The sequence below is a fragment of the Telluria sp. GW821-FHT07G12 genome (genome assembly GCF_059418525.1).
Map to the genome: position 1 here is coordinate 22,388 of NZ_JBWKQA010000009.1, position 23,122 is coordinate 45,509.

Annotated in this window: 15 protein-coding genes; 7 read left to right on the plus strand and 8 right to left on the minus strand. The window is 67.4% G+C overall.

Going from position 1 to position 23,122, the window contains the following annotated elements:
* Positions 1-88: 88 nt before the first annotated feature.
* A complete protein-coding gene (locus tag AC07PE_RS24875) occupies positions 89-3,214 on the minus strand; it encodes a penicillin-binding transpeptidase domain-containing protein (RefSeq protein ID WP_498769592.1) in 3,126 nt (1,041 codons plus the stop codon).
* Between the two features lie 196 nt (positions 3,215-3,410).
* Here AC07PE_RS24875 and AC07PE_RS24880 point away from each other — a divergent pair, with 196 nt between their 5' ends.
* The 7 genes from AC07PE_RS24880 (at position 3,411) to AC07PE_RS24910 (ending at position 9,424) form a co-directional block, all read left to right on the plus strand.
* Entirely contained in the window at positions 3,411-3,638 is a 228-nt protein-coding gene (locus tag AC07PE_RS24880; protein ID WP_498769594.1) for a hypothetical protein, read from the plus strand.
* 265 nt (positions 3,639-3,903) lie between these two features.
* On the plus strand, positions 3,904-4,455 hold the full coding sequence (locus AC07PE_RS24885) for a YXWGXW repeat-containing protein (RefSeq protein ID WP_498769596.1): 552 nt from the start codon (positions 3,904-3,906) through the stop codon (positions 4,453-4,455).
* 90 nt (positions 4,456-4,545) lie between these two features.
* Complete coding sequence (locus AC07PE_RS24890) at positions 4,546-5,232, plus strand: ribonuclease HI family protein (protein WP_498769598.1); 687 nt, start codon at positions 4,546-4,548, stop codon at positions 5,230-5,232.
* A complete protein-coding gene (locus tag AC07PE_RS24895; RefSeq protein WP_498769600.1) occupies positions 5,213-5,875 on the plus strand; it encodes an HD domain-containing protein in 663 nt (220 codons plus the stop codon). The genes AC07PE_RS24890 and AC07PE_RS24895 overlap by 20 nt, the downstream gene beginning before the upstream one ends.
* Before the next feature lie 54 nt (positions 5,876-5,929).
* Positions 5,930-7,162 (plus strand): MFS transporter, encoded by a 1,233-nt coding sequence (locus AC07PE_RS24900; RefSeq protein WP_498769602.1) that lies wholly within the window; start codon positions 5,930-5,932, stop codon positions 7,160-7,162.
* Positions 7,159-8,034: an EamA family transporter gene (locus AC07PE_RS24905; RefSeq protein WP_498769604.1), complete on the plus strand. Its 876-nt coding sequence runs from the start codon at positions 7,159-7,161 to the stop codon at positions 8,032-8,034. Before AC07PE_RS24900 ends, AC07PE_RS24905 begins: the two co-directional genes overlap by 4 nt.
* 124 nt (positions 8,035-8,158) lie before the next feature.
* Complete coding sequence (locus tag AC07PE_RS24910) at positions 8,159-9,424, plus strand: cyanophycinase (protein WP_498769606.1); 1,266 nt, start codon at positions 8,159-8,161, stop codon at positions 9,422-9,424.
* Positions 9,425-9,538: 114 nt separating this feature from the next.
* On the opposite strand, the gene AC07PE_RS24915 is transcribed toward AC07PE_RS24910, so the two are convergent.
* The 7 genes from AC07PE_RS24915 to AC07PE_RS24945 form a co-directional block, all read right to left on the minus strand.
* Positions 9,539-14,506 carry a hypothetical protein gene (locus tag AC07PE_RS24915; RefSeq protein ID WP_498769609.1) on the minus strand — a complete coding sequence of 1,656 codons (4,968 nt, stop codon included), beginning with the start codon at positions 14,504-14,506 and terminating at the stop codon, positions 9,539-9,541.
* A gap of 12 nt (positions 14,507-14,518) precedes the next feature.
* Positions 14,519-18,880 (minus strand): hypothetical protein, encoded by a 4,362-nt coding sequence (locus AC07PE_RS24920; RefSeq protein WP_498769611.1) that lies wholly within the window; start codon positions 18,878-18,880, stop codon positions 14,519-14,521.
* 21 nt (positions 18,881-18,901) lie between these two features.
* Positions 18,902-19,987, minus strand: a complete 1,086-nt coding sequence (locus tag AC07PE_RS24925; RefSeq protein ID WP_498769613.1) for a hypothetical protein — start codon at positions 19,985-19,987, stop codon at positions 18,902-18,904.
* Between the two features lie 17 nt (positions 19,988-20,004).
* A complete protein-coding gene (locus tag AC07PE_RS24930; protein ID WP_498769615.1) occupies positions 20,005-20,580 on the minus strand; it encodes a hypothetical protein in 576 nt (191 codons plus the stop codon).
* 133 nt (positions 20,581-20,713) lie between these two features.
* A complete protein-coding gene (locus AC07PE_RS24935) occupies positions 20,714-21,109 on the minus strand; it encodes a RidA family protein (protein WP_498769617.1) in 396 nt (131 codons plus the stop codon).
* Positions 21,109-22,266 (minus strand): acyl-CoA dehydrogenase family protein, encoded by a 1,158-nt coding sequence (locus AC07PE_RS24940; RefSeq protein ID WP_498769619.1) that lies wholly within the window; start codon positions 22,264-22,266, stop codon positions 21,109-21,111. Before AC07PE_RS24940 ends, AC07PE_RS24935 begins: the two co-directional genes overlap by 1 nt.
* A 1-nt stretch (position 22,267) precedes the next feature.
* Positions 22,268-23,122 carry an enoyl-CoA hydratase family protein gene (locus AC07PE_RS24945; protein WP_498769621.1) on the minus strand — a complete coding sequence of 285 codons (855 nt, stop codon included), beginning with the start codon at positions 23,120-23,122 and terminating at the stop codon, positions 22,268-22,270.

Consider the following 23,122-nt stretch of genomic DNA (forward strand, 5'->3'; position numbering starts at 1 on the left):
CCTTCCTCTTTCGTGTGTTCAGCAAATGATGCCATACAAACACATAAGCGAGGCGCGCTGATGGACCGGATTTACCCTTCTATTCCTGCTACGGCGTCCATTGTCTTTCCCGCATGGCGCGCAGCACCGCCGCCGCCACCGGCGCCGCATGGGCGCCGCCCGTCTCACCCGACCTGCTGACGAACACGGCGAAGGCCAGGCGCCGGGTCTGGCCAGGCAGGCTGCCGGGTTCCAGCCAGCCGCTGAACCAGACCGTCGCCAGCTCGCCATCGCCGACCGGGGCGGTGCCGGTCTTGCCGTACAGGCCAGGGCGCAGCGCCGCGAATTCGCCGCTGCGGAAGGCGCCGGCAGCGGTACCGCTATCGATCACGCCCTTCATGCCGGCGCGGATGCGGTCCAGGCGCACACCGAGCGCCGGCCCGCTCGCGGCCTGCGCCGCGCGCCCATCGAGGCTGGCCAGCAGGCGCGGCGTGACCACCCTCCCTTCTCCGACGGAAGCCGCCACCAGCGCCATCTGCAGCGGCGTGGCCTGCATGCGTAGCCCGATCGCCATCTGGCGCAGCTCGTGGCGGGTGTGGACCGGGTCGATGCCGCTGGGGCTGGCCTGCAGCGCGTCCCAGGCCGACCACGCGTAGTCGGCCGGCAGCAGGCCGCCGTCCAGCCGCAGCGCCTGGCCGAAGCCCAGGCGGCGGGCCATCGCGACGATCGGCCGCACATCGTCCAGCGCCCCCGGGCTCAGGGGCTGCAGGTCAGGCGCGCCGCCGTCGGGCCGGCCCAGCAGGCTGCGGTCCGACAGCTCCCCGGTCCAGGCGAACCAGGTATTCAGACTGTAGGTCAGGGCCTGCTGCAGGCCGAGGCGGCCGTCCTGGGCGCGCCGGTCCAGGCCCTGGTCGCGGAAGTTCGTGATGCGCGCGCGGCCGTCGACCGGATAGGTGGGCGCATCGGTGCGGAAGTCGTAGCCGCGCGCGGCCGCGGCGGCGTTGATGGCGGCCAGCGGCTCGCCCGCCAGCAGGCTTTCAAGCCGTGGATCCTGGCGCGCCGCCAGTTCCAGCCCGAGGGCGCTGACGATCTTGAAGGTCGAGCCGGGGCTGCGTTCGGCGCCGCCGTCGTGCTGGAAGGCGGGCAGGCGCAGCGGGCTGGCGGCCGGGTCGATGCGGTCGAAGTCGCGCGCTTCCGCCCAGTCGGCGGCGTCGACCTGCCCCGCTCCGGCGCCGGCCGCGGCCAGGATCTCGCCGCTGGACGCGTCCAGCACCACCATGCCGGCCTGACGGCCCTCCGGCACGGCACTGCCGCCGCTGCAGCGCCGGCCATCCCAGGCGCCGCGGCGCATGGCGATGCAGTCGAGCGCCCCCTGCGCCTGCGCCTGCAGATCGATGTCGAGCGTGAGCGCGGCCTGGTGGCTGCCTGCACCCGGCAGGCGCGCCAGCATCCCGGCGACGCTATTGGCGTGCCCGGCCCGCACGCCCAGCAGCGGCGCCAGTCCCGCCAGGCGCGCAGCTTCCGTGGGCGCGCCATCGATCCAGAGATTGCGGCCGCGGCGGTCCGCCAGCGCTACCGCGGCCTGCACCCCACTTTGCCTTCCCTGCCCTGCGGGAAGCTGTTGCCACACGAGCGCGCCATCCTTCAGCGCCAGGTGACGGTAACGCGCATCGCCGGCCGCCGCCAGCGCATCCATGGCCAGCGGCGCCGCGTCCAGGACCAGCTCACGCGCACCGACATCCAGCGCCAGGTCGAGCACTTGCACCTCATCCGCGCCGGTGCAGGCGCGCCCGCCGCAGGCCGGGGTGGCAGAGCGCAGGCGCGCACCGGTCACGCCGGTCAGGCGCCCGACCAGCATCAGCTGCAGGGTCTCGCCGCCGCGCGCCGGGGCAGGCAGGGACAGGCGCAGGCGGGCCCGCTCGCCGCCGAGCGGCCAGGCGCCCACCCGCTGCCAGCCGCCCCAGCCCTGCGGCAGGCGTGCGAACAGGCGGGTCGCGGCAGCCGGCAGGTCGCGGGCCAGCGGCGCCGGTGCATTGCCGGCCTCGATCCGCCAGCGCGCCGCATCGACCTGCGCCGACGGACGCAGGCGCCAGGCCAGCAGGCGGCGCTCGCTGTTGAAGATGCGGACCTGCTCGCGCACGAAATCGCCGTCGGCGTGGCGGTACAGGCGCTCGAGCAGGCGCCGGGCATCGGCGTCGATGCTCACCCGGTCCCAGCCGGTGCGGCCCTGCGCGCGCCAGGGGGCCAGGTCGGGCGGCGCCAGCTCGGCCAGGCCGTCCGCGTTCACGCGCACCATGCCGTGCTCGAGCAGGGCGTCGAACAGGCGCTGGTCTTCCATGGCCGGCGCGGCTTGCACAGGCACGCGGTAGTCGCCGGGCGCCAGCCAGGCTTCCGCCGGCGCGCCCTGGGCCGGGAAGGCCAGTGCCAGCGCACGTGGCATTGACTCGGAAGCGGGACGGAACAGCTGCAGCACCAGTTCGCCCGCCGTGCAGGCGCTGCTCGAGCGGCGCAGGATGCGCAGCGCCTTGCGGTCCCACAGCAGCCAGCCCTGGCGCTCAAACCGGGCCTGGCCGGAGGCCGCAGCCGCAAACGAAGCGGCGCCTGCATCGCCGGCCCAGCGCGCCGGATAGCCTTCCCAGCGCAGTGTTGGCGCGGCCGCGCTGCCGCTGACCTGCACGCGCGGCATGGCCTCATCCGCGAGCATCACGTTGCGCAGCGCGACCGGGCTGGCGGCGCCGGCGTTGCGGGCTGCCAGCGCGGCGACCTCGTTGAAGCGGTAGCCGATCCGCAGCGGCAGCAAACGTCCGCGGGCCGGATCGAGCATCTGGCTGCACAGGTCGATGCGCTGGGCCGGCTCGGGACGCAGGCCCGACAGGATCAGCAGGGCCGCATCGCCGTGCGGTTCGAGCACGGCCGCCGGGCCGGCCGGCACCGTGAACGCGGCGCCCGCCAGCACCGGCTGCAGCGACGCCAGCCCGGCCGGGCCAGGCTTCGCCGCTTCGCCCGAGGCCGCGATCCAGCGCGCATGCACGGCGATCGCGGCGGCCCCAAGCAGGGCCAGCAGGCAGCAGGCGGCGCTCAGCCAGCGCAGCGCAGCCGGACGAACCGGCGTCGCGCGCGCTTGAGCCTGCGCTTGCGCCTGCGCGCGCGGCCGTGCCTGTCCCGCCCGCAGGTTGCGCGCGCGGCGCCAGCGTGCCTGCCCCGCCGCCAGGGCGTCGAACACCGTCCCCATCATGCCTGCTCTCCCCCTCGTCATTGTCGAGCGGACCTAGCTGAGGGCGTCTGAAAGCGCGCAGCTTCGGCTGCGGAATTTCGCATTTCATCCCGCGTTTTTTACGGCCTGTCGCAAGCCGCTGGTGACCACAGGTCCGCATGGATACAGTGCTCACATCGAAACACGATTTACCACCCCAACCGAAAGGAGAAACATCATGAACGTCCTCAAACACATGGAAGCCGCATTCCTGTTTTCGCTCAGCGTGGCCGGCGTGGCCAGCGTGGCTGTCGATGCGATCCCGCCCGCCCAGGCCAGCGTACCGGCCCGCGTCGAAGTCGCCGTCCAGCCGAACATGCCGATCGTGCACGTGTCCGCCAAGCGCATGACCGAAGCCGAAAAACGCGCTTCGCTGCAAGCTGAACGCGCCGGGAGCCGCATTTGAACGCCGGCGTCCGCGGGCGGCACCGGCACCCCTGCCGGACCTCGCCCGCGGCCGTTTGAATCCCCGCGTCACCTTCCCCGCAGCACCCCTCGCTCTTCCTCCTCCTGTCCATTCCTACGCGCAATGTGGCTGCCAGGCAGCACAGAACGGCCGGATCCTGTATCAGATGTAAGCGATTCTTTCAAGCACGCACAGCCGCCGTGCAGCGAGCTATAGTGGAATCGTCGCAAACGCATCTTGATCCGCACTGGACTGGAGACCGAACATGAAACGCACCCTTACCCTTGCAGCACTGATTCTTGCCGGCGCAGCCGCCGCTCCGTTGCCCTCGCTTGCCGCGAGCAACGTCAGCCTCTACATCGGCAGCGCACCGCCCGCACCCTTGTACGAACGCATCCCGGCGCCGCGCCACGGTTATGTGTGGGCACCGGGTTACTGGAACTGGAACGGCCACCGCCATGTGTGGGCGCCGGGCTACTGGATCGCCGAACGCCCGGGCTATGTCTACAACGCGCCGACCTGGTACCAGGACGGCGGCGGCTGGGTGATGCGGCCGGCGGCCTGGAGCGCCTACGGCGGCGGCTACGACCGCGGCTACCGCGACCGTGACCGCGACGGCGTGCCGGACCGCTACGAAGCGCGCCGCGGCTGGGACCGCGACCGCGACGGCATCCCCGACCGCTACGAGCACGGCCGCCGCGGCGGACGCGGCGACGAGGACCGCGATGGCATCCCGAACCGCTACGACCGCGACCGCGACGGTGACGGCGTGCCCAACCGCTACGACCGCCGCCCGGATAACGGCTGGCGCCGCTGATGCGGTTTTAGCCAGCCCCTCCTTTAAAAAGCGCCTTCGCCGGCGCTTTTTTCATTCCTACCGGGATAGCTTCTAAGGTATCCTGCCGGCATGATTGAGCTTCACCATCTTCAACAAATCGCCTACAAGGGCGAACGCGCGGCCAGCCGGCGCCTCGCCGCCGCCCAGGGCCTCAGCGACGAGCAGGCGCTGCGCCGCACGCTTGAACTCAAGGCCGGCCAGGCCGGACTCGCCGCCCTGGTCGCCGCCCGCGCCGCGGACCAGCAGGCGCAGGCCAGCCGCAGCGCCGCCCGCGACGCCCTGCGCGAGCAGGCCCGCCTGCGCCAGGCCAACCGGCACGTCGGCGCGGCCAGCACCTGGCGCGGCTGGTTCGACGGCTCGGCGCGCCCGAACCCCGGCCGCTGCGGCATCGGCGCCCGCCTCGAAGGGCCGGACGGCGCCGTCGAGATCTCCCAGCCGGCCGGTTACGGCAACAGCAGCGAAGCCGAGTACTGCGCCCTGATCGCCCTGCTGGAAGCGGCGGTCGCGCGCGGCGTCTCGAGCCTTACCGTGTATGGCGACAGCCAGGTCGTGATCGGCGACGTCAGCGGCACGGACTGCGACGCCGCCCCTGCCCTGCAGGCCTACCGCGCCGCGGCGCGCGCCCTGATGGCCCGCATCGACGGGCTGGCGCTGCGCTGGGTGCCGCGCCACAAGAACACGCAAGCGGACGCGCTCTCGCAGCGCGCCTTCGACAATGTCACCACTTCGGATACCGATGCAGCTGAACACCCCTGAACTCGAAGCCTGGCGCACCCGCTTCGCCGCCCTCGCCCTCGAATGTGCCGCCGGCGAAACGGACGGCGCCCACGATGCCAGCCACCTGGACCGGGTCTGGCGCAATGCGCAATCCCTGTTGAACGATCACCCCGAGGCCGACGTGCTGGTGGTGCTGGCCGCCTGCTATCTGCACGACCTGGTCAACCTGCCGAAGAACGACCCGGCCCGCGCCACCGCTTCGCGCCGCTCGGCCGAGCTGGCGCGCGAACGCATGCCGGCGCTCGGCTTCCCGCTCGAGAAGCTGGACGCCCTTGCGCACGCGATCGAAGCCCACAGTTTTTCGGCCGCGATCGTACCGCGTACGCTGGAAGCGCAAATCGTGCAGGACGCCGACCGCCTCGACGGCCTGGGCCTGGTCGGGCTGGCGCGCATGTTCTACATCGCCGGCAAGATGGGCAGCAGCCTCGCCCACGGCAGCGACCCGCTGGCCCGCGGCCGCGCGCTCGACGACCAGGCGTATTCGCTCGACCACATCGCGGTCAAGCTGGCGCGCCTGCCCGGCATGATGCAGACCGAGGCCGGACGCCGCCTGGGCGAACGGCGCCTGGCCGCGCTGATGGACTTCCGCAGCGACTTCGCAACAGAATGGAGTGGCGGCTGACTCCTGTCCTCATTGCTGACATTAACTGACAGTCAAGGGTGCTACCATTAGCGAATGACCAGCACCGCGACCCTCGCCAGGCCCTCGGCCGGCAACCTGAATTTCGTCCTGATCTGCGTGTTCATCGACATGCTGGGCATCGGCCTGATCGTGCCGGTGCTGCCGGCGCTGGTCGGTGAATTCGTCCACGGCCCCGAGCAGCAGTCGCTGTGGTACGGGCTGATGGCGGCGGTGTTCGGCCTGATGCAGTTCCTCTTCATGCCCATGGTCGGCGCGGCCAGCGACCGCCTCGGGCGCCGTCCCATCCTGCTGTATTCGATGGGCGGCATGTGCATCAACTTCCTGAGCACGGCCTGGGCCCCGAACCTGGCCTGCCTCTTCATCGGCCGCGTGATCGGCGGCGCCTCATCGGCCAGCATGTCGGTGGCCTCGGCCTATGCCTCCGACGTCACCCGCCCCGAAGACCGCGCGAAAAGCTTCGGCAAGATCGGCGCCGCCTTCGGCATGGGCTTCGTGTGCGGCCCGGTGCTGGGCGGCCTGCTCGGCAACGTCTCGCTGCACCTGCCCTTCTACGTGGCGGCCGGGCTGTCGGCCGCCAACTTCGTCTACGGCTGGATCGCGGTACCGGAATCGCTGGCGCCCGGCCAGCGCAAGCCGTTCCGCTTTGCGGACATTCACCCTTTCGGCGGACTCACGCGGCTGCTGCAGCGGCGCGAGATCCGCGGCCTGGTGGTGGTCTACACGCTGGTCACCTTCGCCCAGATGATGCTGCAGTCGATCTGGGTGCTGTACACCACCTTCCGCTTTGGCTGGACGCCGCGCGACAACGGCATCGCCATGTTCTGCGTCGGTATTGCCAGCATCGTGGTGCAGGCCGGCCTGCTGTCCATCCTGATCCGGCGCTTCGGCGAAGTGCGGCTCTCGCTGCTCGGCCTTGCCTCGGGCGCCATCACCTACATGCTGTACGCGCTCGCCACCGAAGGCTGGATGATGTACGTCTTCATCCTGTGTAACCTCCTCGCCTTCGCCGCCGGGCCGGCACTGCAGGGCATCATCTCGAAGACCAGCGGCACCGGCGAACAGGGTGAGCTGATGGGCTCCCTGCAATCGGTCGGCAGCCTGGGCGTGATCCTGATGCCGCTGCTCGGCACCTGGCTGCTGGGCGCGGCCAGCCACCTGCCGCCGCAGGACTGGCGCCTCGGCGGGCCCTTCTTCCTGTGCGCGGCCATGCAGGCGGTGGCGATTTTCGTAGCAACGCGCTACTTCCGTGCGCACGCTCAGGCGTGAACGGGAGCATACCGGCCGACGTCATCGCCGCGGTGCTGGGCGCCGCGCTGTTGCACGCGACCTGGAATGCACTGGTGAAAGCGCGCGGCAGCGGCGGCGCAGCGGAGGACCCGCTGCCGGCCACCGTGCTGGTGGTGCTGGGAGGGGCGCTGGCCAGCGCCGTCCTGCTGCCTTTCATGTCCGCGCCGGCGCCGGCCAGCTGGCCCTTCATCGCAGCCTCCAGCCTCACGCAGTGCGCCTACTACCTGCTGCTGATCGAAGCTTACCGCAGCGGCGACATGAGCCACGCCTATCCGCTGATGCGCGGCAGCGCGCCCCTGCTGGTGGCCCTGGTCAACGGCCCGCTGCCGGGCGAAAGCCTGCGGCCTGGCCAGTGGCTCGCGATGTTCCTGATCTGCGGCGGTGTGCTGGCCATGGGACTGGCGCGCACACCGCATGGCGGCCCCGCACAGCGCCGTTCGACCATATTCGCCCTGCTGACCGCCTGCGTGATTGCGCTGTATACGCTCATCGACGGCGCCGGCGTGCGCCGCTCGAATGCGCCCGCCGCCTACACCATGTGGATCTTCCTGCTGACTGGCTTCGCGGTCACCGCGTGGAGCGCGCGCGAGCGGTCCCGCGAACTGCTTGCCGCCGCGCGTGCACGGCCGCTGCTGGTTCCCGTGGGCGGCATCAGTACCGTCGCTTCCTACGGCATCGCGCTGTGGGCGATGACGCTGGCGCCGGTGGCGGCCATCGCCGCGCTCCGCGAAACCTCGATCCTGTTCGCCACCGCGATCGCGGCGCTGCTGCTGCGCGAGCACGTTAGCCGCAGCCGCCTGCTGGCGGTGCTGCTCATTGCCTGTGGTGCGGTTGCCATGCGCCTGGCATGAAATTCGTCCGCCAACGGACAGGTGCGCATTTTTTTGATGCCGAAATTGCCACGCTCATGTAGCCTGCTCGGTATAGCCAGCTCACGCATGTTCCCCGGTACGAAATCCCTTTGACGGAGGTTCCATGAAGTTCCGTAAGCCATCCCTGTGTGTCGCGATGTTCCTGCTGGCGTCCAACGCCGCGACGGCCGCCAAGGCCGTCACTTATTCCTATCTCGGTAACCCGGAAGCCACCAACGTGAGCGCCACCCCGGTCTCCTGCGCCCAGGGCGCCTGCAGTCCGTCGATCGCGCTGGTGGGCGGCGGCTACGACGTCGGCGAAGCCTTCCGCTGGATGATCGCGCGCGCCGGCATCACCAAAGCCACCGGCGGGCGTTTCGTGATCATCCGCGCCACCGGCACCGATGCCTACAACCCATACATCTACAGCCGTCTCGGACAAGTCGACACGACCTCGCCGAAGGGCTACGAAATGGTGGGCGGCATCGATCTCGGCCTCACTTCCGTCGAAACCCTGATCATCTCCAGCCGCGCCATGGCCGAAGATCCGCAAGTACTGAAAGTGGTCGGCCGGGCGAATGCCATCTTCATTGCGGGTGGCGACCAGGCGGATTACTACAATTACTGGCAGAGCACCTCGCTCGCCAACCTGATCCAGAAAGCCGTGAACGCGGGGATTCCGGTCGGCGGCACCAGCGCCGGCACGGCCATGCTGGGTCAGTATGCCTTCGCCGCGCTGAACGGTTCGATCGAAACCCCGGGCGCCCTGGGCAATCCCTTCGACCGGGCCGTCACGATCGACCCGCTGAATACCTCGTCCAAGAAGTTCGTCCAGACCGGACCTTTCGTGAGCGTGCCGACGCTGGGCAACATGATCACCGACTCGCATTTCAATACGCGCGACCGGCTGGGGCGGCTGTTTTCCTTCATGGCGCGTATCGGCAATGGCTGTACCGGGGGTGTGACGAATTATGGCAACGTGGCCGGCATCGGCATCGACGAAGAGACCGCGGTGCTCATTTCCGGGGCGCCGGGGGCGGCCAAGGCGGAGCTGGCCGTGAATCCGTACAACGCCGAGAACACGAGCTCGCTGTACACGGCGCAGAATTCCGCCTACTTCGTCAAATACACCGCCGCGCCTTCGCAATGCGTGGCCGGGAAGCCGCTGGTTTCGAATAGCGGTGTCCAGGTGTATCGCCTGAGCGGGCAGCCGAGCAAGCCTTCGCCTTATCCGGCGGCGCCGCAGTACAGCTTCAAGGTGAGTGCCTCGTTCAATACGTCGAACTGGACGTCGCAGGTGGTGCAGACTTATGCGGACGGGTCGTCGCTGAACGGTCCGTATTACTACGGCGCGGCGGCCGGCGCAGTGGTCGGGAACGGAGTGCGCTGAGTCGGCATGGCGCGCCGGCCGGACGCCATACCGCCGGCTGCAGCGTATCGCCGCATGGATCTGCAGGGGATCTGCCTGTTCCCGCCGCAGCTCAAGCCTGCGGCGGCGGCGCTGTCACTTCCGCGCCTTGAAGTTCACCACGACCTCCTGGATCCGCAGCACCTCGACGTTGTTCGCGTTGGTCCAGGTGAAGTCCACCGAGAATTCGAGCCGCGTCTGGTCGAAGATGACCTCGGACGCGGCGTCCGTACCGTCCTGCCTGACGATCACGTTCCATAAAGGAATCCGTCCATGCGATATCCGCCTGGTCTGCACGACGTTCTCGCCTGGGATGAATACAGGGAAGGTAGTGAGGTGCAAGCCGTAGACGACGATACTCAGGTCGCAAGACTTCCATCCCTCCCCGTTGGCGGCCGAACTCAGGATCTTCTTCGATACCAGCAGCTCCTCGACCAGGGCATACGGGTCCCAGGTGCGTGACTTGAGTTCGTACGGTCCAAGTCCGGTGACGACATCAGTGCGCAGACTGAGCGCTTCCGTATCGCCGGCCGGCACCCCGAATTGCCACACTTCGCGATTGAACGGGATGCGCTGGCCCGGTTTGGCGCCGGGGATAGCGACATTCCTGGTCTGGTAGAGACTGTAGGCGACGCCCTCCCACAAGGGTAGCTCCTGTGTGACGAGCAGCAGGTGCCGCGCCGGGGTGGGCCTCGCCTGATCGAGCGCTGCCTGCGGCGCGAACAGGAAGGCCGCGGTGCCTGCCGGCGCATACAGTTCCTTCTTGTCCAGATCGGCGACACCGATTTCCTGCTCCCCTTCGACTGCAATCGGCGGGGTGGCCGGCGCCATGGCGTCGACCGCGAGGCTCGCGGTCGACGTGTCCAATGCGTCAGGCAGGTCAGCGATCCTGGAGAGGTCGGCGTCTCCCGCCAGCATCTTGAAGAACTTCAGCGCAGGGTCGTCGGCCACCGCTTGCGTGCGAATCGCCGCGCGCGACAAGGGCTTGGGCGAAAACCGGAACGCGTCGTTCTTGAAATCGTTGGCCTCGTCGCTGCTGACGTAAAACAGCGTCGACACCACGACCCGGTCGCGTTGGGGCGCGCGGGCAAAATCACGCCTGCTTGCGTAGCTGAGGTAATACCCGGTGCCGCCCGAGGCCGGACGGACCTTGCGCATCTCGAGAAGATAGGCGACGTCGAGTCCCGTCCCCGCGCGGGAGGAAAACGGCGCCCACCACTCCGCCCGCTCGGTGCCGCCGACCTGGGCCGTGAACACATGCACGGCCTCGACCAGGGGCTCGCGCGAGGGCAGCTGGACCACGTCGGCATTCGGCACGGGCGTGTGCGGGGCTGTCATGGCTAGCGGCTTTGCAGGCGCCGCGCCTTTCTCGCCCTGCAGCAGGCCTTCGATGCCGTCGGCCCGCAGGTTCTTGATCGTGAAATCTGCGTCGTACTTTTCGCTGCCGAGCACCTCAAGGAATCCAAGCGCCTGTTCGCCGGCGTCGCCGAGAATGGCGTCGGATAGCTGCAGCACCGCGCGCTCCATCCTACTCGTGTTCTGAACGACGCCAATATCGCGATCGGCCTGCACGCGCACGAGATTTCGCGGCAGCCGCCCGCTCGCGGACAATCTGGTGAGAAGCAGCGCCCTGGCATCCGCGAACAAGGCCGGGTTCCCGAGCAGCAGCTGCCCGAGGGCGCGCTGGCTTCCTTTGAAGCCGCCGCTTCGATTCTTCCAATGTCCCAGCAAGGCATTCACTTCCGTGTCGAGCAAACCCTCCTTTTCCTCGAACACGTACGCGGGAACGATCAGGCCCTGAACTTTCTGCACGAAGGCAGCGATCTTGCCTGTTTGCGCCGCCAGCTTGAGATACCAGTCGCGCCAGGCGCTGAGCTGGAAGTCTTTATTCCATGCGCCGGGTTCGGCGTCCATCAGCATCTTCAGGACCTTCGCGTAACGCGTCAGCGTCCGATAGCTCGCCACGCCTTTATACTGCGCACCGAGAGGCCTGAAGCTCAAGGGCGCGAAAGCGGGAAGAATGGGATTGCCGGCATCTCCTAACTTGCCGGGAACGATCCAATCGCTGCCATCGGCTTTCCTGGCGTCCGGATTCGCCTGCTCCGGCCTGAGACCGCTCCCGATCAGTGCGCGCAATTCCTCGACCGGGCTGGCAGGGTCGGTAACGGGACATAGCGAGCGCCAGCTGTTTCCACCCGGCGCCCCGGGGTCGAAGACGCCGGAGAGCTGGCGGACATATTCGCGATAGAGATTCTGCACCTGGGTCAGCGTGTCGGCATCCGCGATCTGCTCGAGTTTTTCGCCATGCTCGTCATAGGCCTCGCCGACGTCGATGCTGCCGGTGGCCGGGCGGACGAAGATCGGCGCCGCCAGTGCCGGTAGCGTCGCGCCGTCGCGGCTCACCTCGATCCAGAATTCGACCACATGGCAGCTCGTCGCGATCGGCGCCGCCCCCGGGCGCACAAGCGCGATCTCGAAGCGCGCCGGCTCGGGCGTCACGGCACCGGCGGCAAGCCAGCCGCGCGCCGCTTCGCGCAGGCCCGGTATGTCCCAAAACGTTTTGTCCGTGTCCCATTCGGGTACCGGCAGCAGCGCCGCGCTCAGGTCGACTTGCCCGGACCCGGCCTGGGCCTGGCGGATCGCGCCGGCAAAATCGAAGCGGCGGAAGCTTCCCCGCAAGCGCACTTGGTCCGCATAGGCGATCTCCGCGACGGCGCGCCAGGCGTTGGTCCCGAGATCGCCCTCCTTGTCGTCGAGAGCTCGGGCATTGACGCCGCCGGACAGGTAGCGCTTATCGACACTCAGGCTGACACGGTCGGGTGTTCCCTTGTCGTGGTCCGCCGGAAGGAACTGAACCGTGAAGAATGCCGTCATCCCCGGCGTCTTCGCATCCGTCTGGGGACGCAGCCCGTTCGGCAGCAAGGGAGGACGGTCGTGCGTGATGCGGCTCGAAGAACGCGCCAGTTCGAAGGCATGGCCCGTCGTATGCTCGAGGTCGAGGATGGTCTCGCGCGTTCCTCCGAAATAGGCGTAGCTGTTGCGATAGAAATTGCTCGCCTCCGCCCCGGCGGGCGGGGCGTACAAGAACAACTGGTGCCGGTACTGGAAGGTGTTGAAGTGGCTCTCGGAATCCGGCGTGAACACCGGAGGCCGGTTGCTCCAGGGATTCAGCGGCGTCAGCGCACCCAGCTTCCCGCCGGGCGTACGGTCCCGATAATATTCGTTGAGCTTCCGGTAGGCGCTCAGTTCGTGATCCACCAGGTAGGCCAGGCTCGCAATCGGCTTCTCCGGCAAGTCCGGGTAAGTCACTTTCACCACGCCTTCCAGGAGCTGGCCGCTCTGGGCCGGCTGGACGATGTAATCGCCCCGGCGGCTCACGGCCGGAACGAGGACACGAAGCAGCGCCGCATCCGCTTTCAGCTCGATCGCGTTCCACATCGAGTTCGGCAAGGGAGAAGGCGTCCAGCGCCATGGCGCGCCGCCGGTCGTGCCGCCGGGTACGCCAAAAGGCTGGTAGACCAGGGGAATGCTGAACTTCAAAGGCATCACCAGCGTGACCTCGAGTGCGGTCGACTGTCCCGGTGCAACCGGTACCTGGCCCGGGCTCGGATCCTCGAACCAGAACAGCACCGTCGGCAAGGAGACGTAGGGCCGGGGCTGCATGGTGGCCGGATCCATAGCCCCGACTTCATCCCACGGCAACAGGTGCGCGCCGACGAACTGCGACTCGAGCGTCTGGTTGCCGCGCGCGATCCGTCCGCCATCGGGGCCGTGCAGCGTCCAGTCGGCCGGCCAGGTCGCGGGCCCCGCCTTGGCGCGATCGGTAAATACCGTCACGAAGCGTTCACGGTCCGCCGGTTCCGGCGTGAGCTGCCACAAACCGCGCGGGCGCTCGGCGCCCGCCGTGGTGGCGGCCCTGTAGGGCATCAAGCGGCCGCGCAGTGTTTCGTAAAACCAGGCGTCGATGCTGCCGGGCGGGTCCTTCTGCATGTCCTTATCGCTCAGGAAGACGCCGAGGTCCTCGACATCGGAGAGCGGCATGGACTTCATGCCGCTGCCTTGCTTGCCGTCGCTACGGAAGAACAGGCTGCGCTCCCCATCGCTTGCCGGGTCGAACCGCAGTTTTCGTTGTACCAGGCCGGTGCGATGCGGCAGCACATAAACACGCTGCGCGACCTGGGGATCGACGCTGACGGTCCAACGCTGCGGCGGATCCGGCAGGGGCTCGCCCGCCCCCATGCTGAGGAACAGCGCCTGCAGGTAAGCGGCTTCGTCACCGAGCGGCAGGTCCTCGGTTTCGCGTCCGGCGCCGGGCCTGCGGCGCAGGCTGAGGGCAAGGCTGTCGATCGCGCGCATGCCTTCGAAGCCGATGCCGGTGTCCAGCCTCAGCATGTGGCCGCACAAGGACAACATGCTCACCGTACGAATCGCTTCGCCGCTGGCCCGCTTCAACACCTCGGGCTGGAGCCTGGGCGCCGCGTCGAACAGGTGCACCGCTTCCTGCCGCAGCACGGTCGATGGCCGCAGGCGCCGCGTGCTGCTGATCTGGAAGGAGATCTTCAGCCAGTCGACCAGTCCGTCCGCATCCTTCTCGGCGGCCAGCGCCTCGGCCAGCTGCGCGACAAAGCCCGCGCTGTACGGTCCCCGAAGCGGCTTCGTGAGCCTGTCGACTTTTTCGGGCGTGACGTTGTCGCGCTGGAAGCCGTCGGCGTCGGCCACCGAGACGCCGCTGCGGTCGTTGACCAGCAGCTCGCCCAGGCGCGTCCGGGCGGCGTCGAGGCGCTCCAGGACCAGCGAGACATCCGGTGGAAGAATGACCGGCACGAGCTCGGTGTCCTGCAGTTTATGCGCGTTCCCTTCATTCAGCACGCTGTAGTTCAGCACGCCGGACGTGTCCCCGGCCTTGTTTGCCACCTGCGCGATCCAGGCAGACAGGTCCTTCACCGCCACGTAAGGCTGCACGATCATCCACAGTGCGGGCTCCTCTCCCGGCGCCGCGGGCACCGGAAGATTCGTCTGCGTGCGGCAGAAATGCGATACGAGGAGATAGCAATCGATGGCCATGGGGCGGAATCCCTACATTGTCAACGCGTACTGGACCCGCATCGGGATGGAAACGGAAATCCGCTTGCAGATCTTGACGAAGCCGAGCCGGATGCATGCGGACGCGCTGGCCGAGGCATACACCGTAAAATTGAAGTGAAGGACGATCTTGCTGCCGCTGTCGCTCCCCGGGCCCGGGAGCAGTTTCCGGCGCCAGTCCTCATCCTTGGCCCAGGTGATGGCCACCCCCGCCTCCGCGCCGATCACGATATCGATATCGATCGAAATCACCCACCAGTTGAGCCCTGCGTGTCCTCGGAACAGTACGCCGATCGCGCCCGCCAGGCGCAGTCCAACCATCTCGCGCTCGGCGATATACAGATCGCCTTCGACGGTGGCATAGATGCCGATGGTGACCCAGGCCGTGAAGATGCCGCCACCGAACACGGCGCCAAGGCCGGCCTGGATCGCATAGCCGGCCGCCAGTTTGACCGCGGTCGTGTTGCCGGTATTGCCGACGAGCTGGCGGCGATGTTCGATGTAGAACCCGCCGCTGCCCTGGAAGGGGGTGACGATGGCCCCCAGCGCACGATGCCACTGCCGCGAGCCGTCGGGATTCTGCCAGGGATAGCCGAGGTCCAGCTGCACGTTGCCGTTCACCCCGAAGTCCACCGCGACGACGCCGCCGGTAAAGCTGATCGGGCCGACTGCGATGGCCGGAACCGTCAGGGACAAGTAGAAATGGTCGTCCTCCGGCCGCCGCCCCTTGAAATAGACGCCGGCGATTCCCGTCTCCAGTCCTATCCAGCGCAGGAATTCGCCTTGCAGGGACAGCGCGCAGACCTGGCCCTCCTGGTAGACGAAGCGGCCCTGGAAGAAGCCTTCCAGGGCGCTGATCCCCGCACCGATCAGCCAGTCGCGGCTCGACGCCTCGGCGTTGGCCGGCAGGCACTGGACGTCGGACCAGCGTTGCAGCGCCCCCTGCGCCGACCCGAAATCCACATCGCGGCCGGGCGGCGTCAAGGCCATCTGTTCGATGATGAAGTTGGGCGGCAAGACCACATTGTGCCCAAGCAGCAGCCATTCGACCGCGAACGCGGCGCCGACGTCCTTCTTCCAGTAAACCATCAGGACGAAACCGCTCTGCCCTCCGGACACGAAGAAAGCGGCATGCAGCTTGTCGAAGATACTCGTGCCGCAGACCTTGACGCGCACCTCTTCGAGCTTGATCCACGTGGTATGCAGTTCCGGCTGCTCGGTAATCGCGGCCTTTTCCGCCGACACCTCCAGAAAGCGGAACAGGTTCAGGTTCAGCTTCTCGAAGCCCAGCGCGGACAGTCCCGCCGCCAGGTTCACCGCCGGCCAATGGCTGCGCCCCAGGTCGGGCCAGGCGCCGATCTGCAGGTCGAAGGTCAGTGCCTCGACCGAGGCCGACAGGATCGACGGAAGCTTCATCAGCTCGATACGTACCCCGAACAACAGGCAAGGCGGCTTTATGGCTGGAAGCGAAGGAAGATCCTTCAGCATGACCAGGCGGCCCCAATCGAACTTCTGGTCGACGTCGAGACCGAGGGAAAACAGCTTCAGGACCAGAGGACCGATCGTGAAACGCGGCCCATCGAAATTCACCCTGATGCTCGGATAACTGATCGAGCATAGCCGCCAACCCGACGAGGGATCCGGCAGGTCGATGCCCAAGCCATCGAAGTCGACCCAGTTGAAATTGGCGTCGATCGCGAATTGCGGGAGGCTCCCGACCTTGAACGGGCGCAGTTCGATCGATCCATCGATCGCGATATGCGGCGTCTTGCCGTTCATCGTCACGGTCGCGCCCTTGAACCACACTTGCTTGATTGGCCCCTCGCCGTCCGACGCGTTGGAGTCGGGCAGCAAGCCCACGGGCACATCGAGCTGGGCCGAGAACTTCAAGGCGTTCGCAGCGCGGTCGAACAGGCCGAGGATGGCGACGTCGCGCGGTGTCTTGTTCTGCAGCCCGAGAAAACCGTAAAAGCGCAGCATGCAGTCGACGCGCAGGCTCTGCAGCATGGACCCGTCCCAGCTGCCTTCGATGGACTTGACGCCGAACGCCGCTTCGAGTTCGCCCTCCGGCGTCTCGGCCGGCTTCGTGCCGACGAAGGGCGCAAAGTCTTTTCTCAGATAGGCGGCGACGCTGTAGCCGAGCGCGTCCGCTTCATCCTGCTTGCGCGGTGTGACGGCCACATACTGGAAGCGCAGGTCGGCCAGCTCCTTGACCGGCAACAGGCTGGCCAGGATCTCGGCCTGACCGAGCATCGCGGGCACGCCGAACAGGATCAGCCCCACCCATTCCCGCGCCTGCAAGCTGCCCGGGAGGCGCCGGGCGACGTCGTCGTAGCCGGGCCGGTCCTTCAGGATCTGCGCCAGGGTCTGATTCCGCGACAGCTTCAGTACCGCCCTGGGCAGACCCTTGCCGCCGCCAGGCGCGGCGATGCCCGCTACCTCACGCAAGGGATCGAGCACGATCAGGGTATTGTTGATCGCAATCGTGAAATCGAGCTTCGGGATCGAGGCCTGATCCAGCGACCCGTCGGTCTCGACGATGATGTAGTCGGGCTCGGCCCCGCTCAGTCGCTTCACCACGATGTTCAGCGGCAACGTACCCGGCTCTCCCAGCGGCCCGTTCGGAATGTTGAACAGGTGCTGGACCGTGAACCCTGCCAATTCCAGCGGATCGTCGGGAGGCGCGGACCGGCTCGAGGGCGCGGGCAGCGCCACGGACCGCGCGGGGGCGCTGTGCTGGAACAGATGGCTCAAGCGCAGCAACTGCGCAGCGTCGACAGGCGCTTCCTGGCGCGCGCTCTCGTGCACCAGCGCTTGCGCCGGCGCGCTCATCCGCGGGATCACCACGCTGTCGAGCGCCGCTCTGAAGCGCGCGGAGAAATCGCGCATCGAAGCCTGGTCCAGGTGCGCCAGCGCCACCATGGGAAGTGCGACCGGCGCGCCGGAGAACTCGTAATTGCGTACGGTCGGCGTCGAATTGATGCCCCGGTAGGCATTCCCCGGCCGGGCGCGTTCGAAGGCGGTACCCTCCGTGGTCCATTCGAACATGGGCGCCGTGGCCTCGGCCAGCAGCGCCGGCGCGAACTGTTCGCCCAGGTTGGCCGGCGTGTTCGCCGGGGTGAACCCTTGCTGCTCGAGGCACGGCACTGCCGCCTTCAGAAACACGGCTGCCCCGACATGGACGATGGCGTCGGCGATATCGCCATGGACACGCCGGTCGGCAAGGGAGTCAGGCTCGGCCCGGATGCCGGCTTCCTGCCGATCGCCGGCCCGCGCGGGCGGATCCAGCAGGAGCGTGCCGGGACGGGTGGCGTTGGCCCAGCGCACGCGCAAGGGAATCGCGGTGTCCGGCGGCATGCGCCAGTCCACCGGGACGTTATGCGCATCCGCGATGGCGAAGGTCGTCAGGCGCAGCGGCCCGCCTTTGCCGCTGCGCGCGGCCAGCGCCAGCGCGCTTGCCATGACGGCGTCCTTCGGCCCCACCGTCATGCTCAGCACCAGATCGTAGGCGCTGGCGTGGATCCCGACATACAGGCCGGCGTCGTCCAGCGGCACCGTCCGCCCCAGGCGTTCGACGTTCAAGGGCAGCGGCTCGGATGTCCCGGCAAACCGCAGCGGCATCGGATTGGGTACGGCGTCGAGGCTGAACTGGTAAGCCCGCAGCGCATTATCCTGGCTACACGGCGTCCATTCCTGTCCCGGCCGCGGCGCCATCAGGGTGCTGGTCTTCAGCTTGACCGATCCGTCGGCGTAAGCCGCAAGGCCGCGCGCCAGGTCGAGCATGAGCATGCCATTACCGGCAATCAGCTCGATCGGGGCAATGCGGCCCATCGTGTGCCCTGTGAAGCTGGCCATGCGCAGGGACACGCCGCCCTGCGCATCGACCACCACGGTCCCGGCTTCGAACTCGCCTTCCACGGGCAGGGCGCCGACGTTCAAGCGCAATCCGCTGCCTGACGGATAGCTGTCGGTGGGCGGGAGGATGAAACACATGCCTGTGCCGCCATCGTTGCCGACACCGGTGTACTTTCCTGGACTCAGGCGGAATACGCCGCCGCTGCGCACCACCGGGATCTGCATCTTCAGGAAGACGGATGCGCCCCCATAACGAAGGCCTGCCTTTCGCACATACAGCGTGTCGCGCACCAGCTCGACATTCCAGGCAAGCAGCTTGCACCGCGACGGCAACATGGCCGGCGCAGGCGGCCGCACTGTCATCTTGCCGCCTGCATCGGGATCGTCGACCTGCAGGTCGAGCCCCAGAAACTGCAGCCGTGGCGCCGGCGCCGCCTGCGCAAGTCCGGCAGCCGGCGCGACCCCTGCTCCAGCAACCTTGAGGAACTTCCTTCTCCGCATGGAACCCCCGCCCGTAGCAGACTAGTAGGACGACATCACGACTTCATCGCCGGGCGCAACCAGCAGCAATCGCATGAGATCCGCCTTGACGGGCAAGGTGGTCGGATCCGCGAGCGCATGCCTGCCCTCGGCTGCGCGAATCATGATCCGCTTCGCGTAGGGCTGCTGTTGCAATTGCGGCGGCGGGATCAGGCGGATGTCGCGCCTTACCCCTTTGAAGCGCTCGCGCGGGATGCCGAGGTAGTCCGGAAGCTCGTCGAGAGACGCATGGATCGGCACATAATGCAGGCCCGGCGCCCCCGCTACCGTGACCGGCACCATGAGCGCCAGGAAGGACCTCGACTTCAGGAGCGGCGCGTCCGGCCTGTACCAGCCTGGCTTGAGCGCGTCCTTGACCAATGTGAACGGATCGTCGTTCGTCTGCCGCTGGAACGGGCTGCCGCCGCCGAACGCGCTCAAGTTGAGATCGGGACCGGCGTCGTCGCCGCCGCAAGCCGCCATGGTGTCCGGGCCGCCGCGTGGAATGGAAAAATAGAGCTGCGGCCCGGCGTATTTCCCCGGCGCGGGCATCGCCTGCATCCATTGTTGTACGCTTTCCGCAGTGCCGGCCGACTCCCCCGCACGCATCTTGTACCGGAGCGTCAGGCTTTCAAGAAAACGGGGAATGAACCGGGTGCGGAAGTCTTCCGGATAATGCTTGTCGATCCAGGATTCGTAGCATCTGGAGGCATCGACCGGGCTTCCGGCCGCCGCATTGGTCGGCATCGCAATCGCCAGCAGGCGGGCGAGCTGGAACAGATCCTGTTGTCCGAATTTTTCCGGACGCGGTATCAGCCATTCGGTCCGGGATTCGACCAGGGTGCGATCCTGCAGCGTATGGTCCCTGGCATCGCTCTCGAACACGACGAGTTTCATCCCAGGCAGCACGCAAGTCGACAAATCTTCTTCCGACAGGCATGACAGCCGCGGCTCGGCGCCTGCTGGCCGGGGCGCCAGTTGGGCGTTGAACGGCAAGGGATCGGTAAGCACCGAAACACAGCCGCCGAGCAGCGACAAGGAGGCCACAAAAAGCATGACGAAACACTGGCGCAAGGCTTGCGTCGACATGATTCTTCCTTCCGGGCTTAGTTTGCGTCGATCAGCTTGCGCAGATAAGGAAGCGGCAGATCTGTCGCTTGACGTGGCGGGACCTTCACGCGTGGCGCGAACTGATTCGCGGTATTGATCATGAAGGTCATGCAATCGTTGTTCGTCAGGGAGTAGACGCCGGTATACCTGAGCGCGCTCAGGGCCGGGACTTTATAAAATGGCATAGCCTGCGCATATGCTTTGTTAAAGTCGCCCTCATTGACGAGCAAGACGAGGCATTGTTCATTCACCGAGGTGAATTTTTCTTCGCCGAGATAACCGGCAGGCGTTGCCAATATCGAACTGAAGGAAAGAACGCCTTTGATCGCCGGATCACCGGTCGTAAAACCCAGCGCCAGAAACTTCCGCTCGCCGCCGGTCGGCTTCACGCTGTAAGCGACGAAGGCGTGGCCGGGGAGCGAAGCCGGCCCGGGTGAAGGCCGCGCGCACAGCGAAATCGTGTATTCGCCATTGGCATCGGTCTGGTTGCGAAGGTCGAGCTGGCGATGGGGAGCCGCAAGGGCTGCGGCAGACATCAGGCAAGTAAAGATTGCTACAGCAATTCTTTTCATCCACGCCTCCTAGTTTCATCGAAATGATGACTAAAAGGCATTTTGGCACGACGTTTGATACTCAGCAATAGGTCAGTGTAAATATACTTGAATCACATTGACAGCTCGCCAGCGAGTCGACACGCGTTCTCCCTCATCCCTCCGGCAGCACCGCCGTCACCTCGATCTCCACGCGGGCCCTATCCTCGATCAGGGCCCGGACTTCCACCGCCGTCATCGCCGGATAATGCTTGCCGATGATCTCCCGATACGCCGCGCCCAGCTCCGCCGACGCTGCGAGGTACTCGCGCTTGTCCACCACATACCAGGTCATGCGCACGATATGCTCCGGCCCTGCCCCCGCCTCGCCCAGCACCGCAACCACGTTCAACAAGGCCTGGCGCGCCTGCAGGGCAAAATCGTCGCTCTCGAAGCGGCCGTCGGCATTCCAGCCTATCATCCCGCTCACGAACACCTGGCGGCCGCTTGCGGCGACCCCATTGGAGTAACCGCGCGGCCGCGGCCAGCCCGGAGGTTGAAGAATATCCATCAGGTCGACTCCTTCGCTTCGCGCAGCAGTTCGCGCGCAATGATCAGTTGCTGCACTTCGGTCGCACCCTCGTAGATGCGCAGCGCCCGGATTTCGCGGTAGAGCTGCTCGGCCGGGTGCCCGCTGGTGACGCCCAGGCCGCCGAACATCTGCACCGCGGCGTCGATGACCTGCTGGGCCGACTCCGTGGCCGTCATCTTGGCCATGGCCGCTTCCTTGGTCACCTTGCCGCCGCGGTCGCGCTGCCAGGCGGCGCGGTAGGTCAGCAGCGCGCTGGCGTCGATCTGCGTGGCCATCTGCGCCAGCTTCGCCTGCGTCAGCTGGAAGTCCGACAGCACCCCGCCGAACATCTGGCGCGAGCTCGCATGCGCCAAAGCCTCGTCCAATGCACGCCGGGCGAAACCCAGCGCGGCGGCGGCCACCGATGTGCGGAACACGTCCAGGGTCGCCATCGCCACCTTGAAGCCCTGACCGGCTTCGCCGATGCGCTGCGAGGCCGGAATGCGGCAGCCGTCGAAGCGAAGACGCGCCAGCGGATGCGGCGCGATGACCTCGATGCGCTCGGCGATCTCGAAGCCAGGCGCGCCGGCATCGACGATGAAGGCGCTGATGCCGCGCGCGCCCGGCGCCTCACCGGTGCGGGCGAACAGCACATAAAAGTCGGCGATGCCGCCGTTCGAGATCCAGGTCTTCTCGCCGTCGAGCACGTAGGCATCGCCGTCCAGCCGCGCTGCGCACTGCATGGCCGCGACGTCGGACCCGGCGCCAGGCTCGGACAGCGCGAAGGCCGCGATGGCCTCGCCGCGCGCCACACGCGGCAAATAATGTTCACGCTGCCCGGGAGTGCCGAACAGGCTGATCGCGCCCGAGCCCAGGCCCTGCATGGCGAACGCGAAATCCGCCAGCCCGTTATGCCGCGCCAGGGTCTCGCGGATCAGGCAGATGGCGCGCGTATCGATCGCCTCGTCCTTGCCGGCGATCGCATGGCGCAGCCAGCCGCCCTCACCCAGCAGGCGCACCAGCTGGCGGCAATCGGCATCGACGTCATGCCCGTGCAGGCCGCGCACGTGTTCGGCGGCCCAGGTGTCGAGCGTCGCTTCGAGGTCGGCGTGGCGGCCGTCGAAGAAGGGCCACTCCAGGTAGCGTTTATCCGGCATCTCAATCTCCTTCGAATTGCGGCGTCTGTTTCGCCACGAAGGCGTGGTAGGCGCGATGAAAATCGTTGGTCGCCATGCAGATCGCCTGGGCCTGGGCCTCGGCTTCGATGGCTTCGTCGACACTCATGTTCCACTCCTGCTGCAGCATCTTCTTGGTCATGCCGTGGGCGAAGGTCGGGCCCTCGGCCAGGCTGCGTGCCAGCGCCTGGGCTTCCGCCAGCACCGCTTCCGGCGCGCACAGGCGGTTGAAGAAGCCCCAGCGCTCGCCCTCCTCGGCCGACATCGAGCGGCCCGTGTACAGCAGCTCCGCCGCCCGTCCCTGGCCGATCAGGCGCGGCAGGATCGAGCAGGCGCCCATGTCGCAGCCTGCCAGGCCGACGCGGGCGAACAGGAAGGCGGTCCTGGCGCGCGTGCTGCCCAGGCGCAGGTCGGAGGCCATGGCCAGGATGGCGCCGGCGCCGGCGCAGACGCCGTCGACCGCAGCCACGATGGGCTGCGGGCAGGCGCGCATCGCCTTGACGGTGTCGCCGGTCATGCGGGTGAAGGCCAGCAGGCCGGGCATGTCCAGCTTGGTCAGCGGGCCGATGATCTCGTGGACGTCGCCGCCCGAGCAGAAATTGCCGCCGGCGCCGGCGATGACGACCGCTTTCACATCGTCCGCGTAGGCCAGCGCGCGGAACAAGTCGCGCAGTTCCGCATAGGACTCGAAGGTCAGCGGGTTCTTGCGCTCCGGGCGGTCGAGGGTGATGGTGGCGACTCCGTCGACGGCCTCGTACAGGAAATGCTCGGCGCGGTAGCTGGCCAGCATGTCGCGGTTGCGCGGCAGCGAATGCGCTTCGCCGGCTAGGTGTCGCAT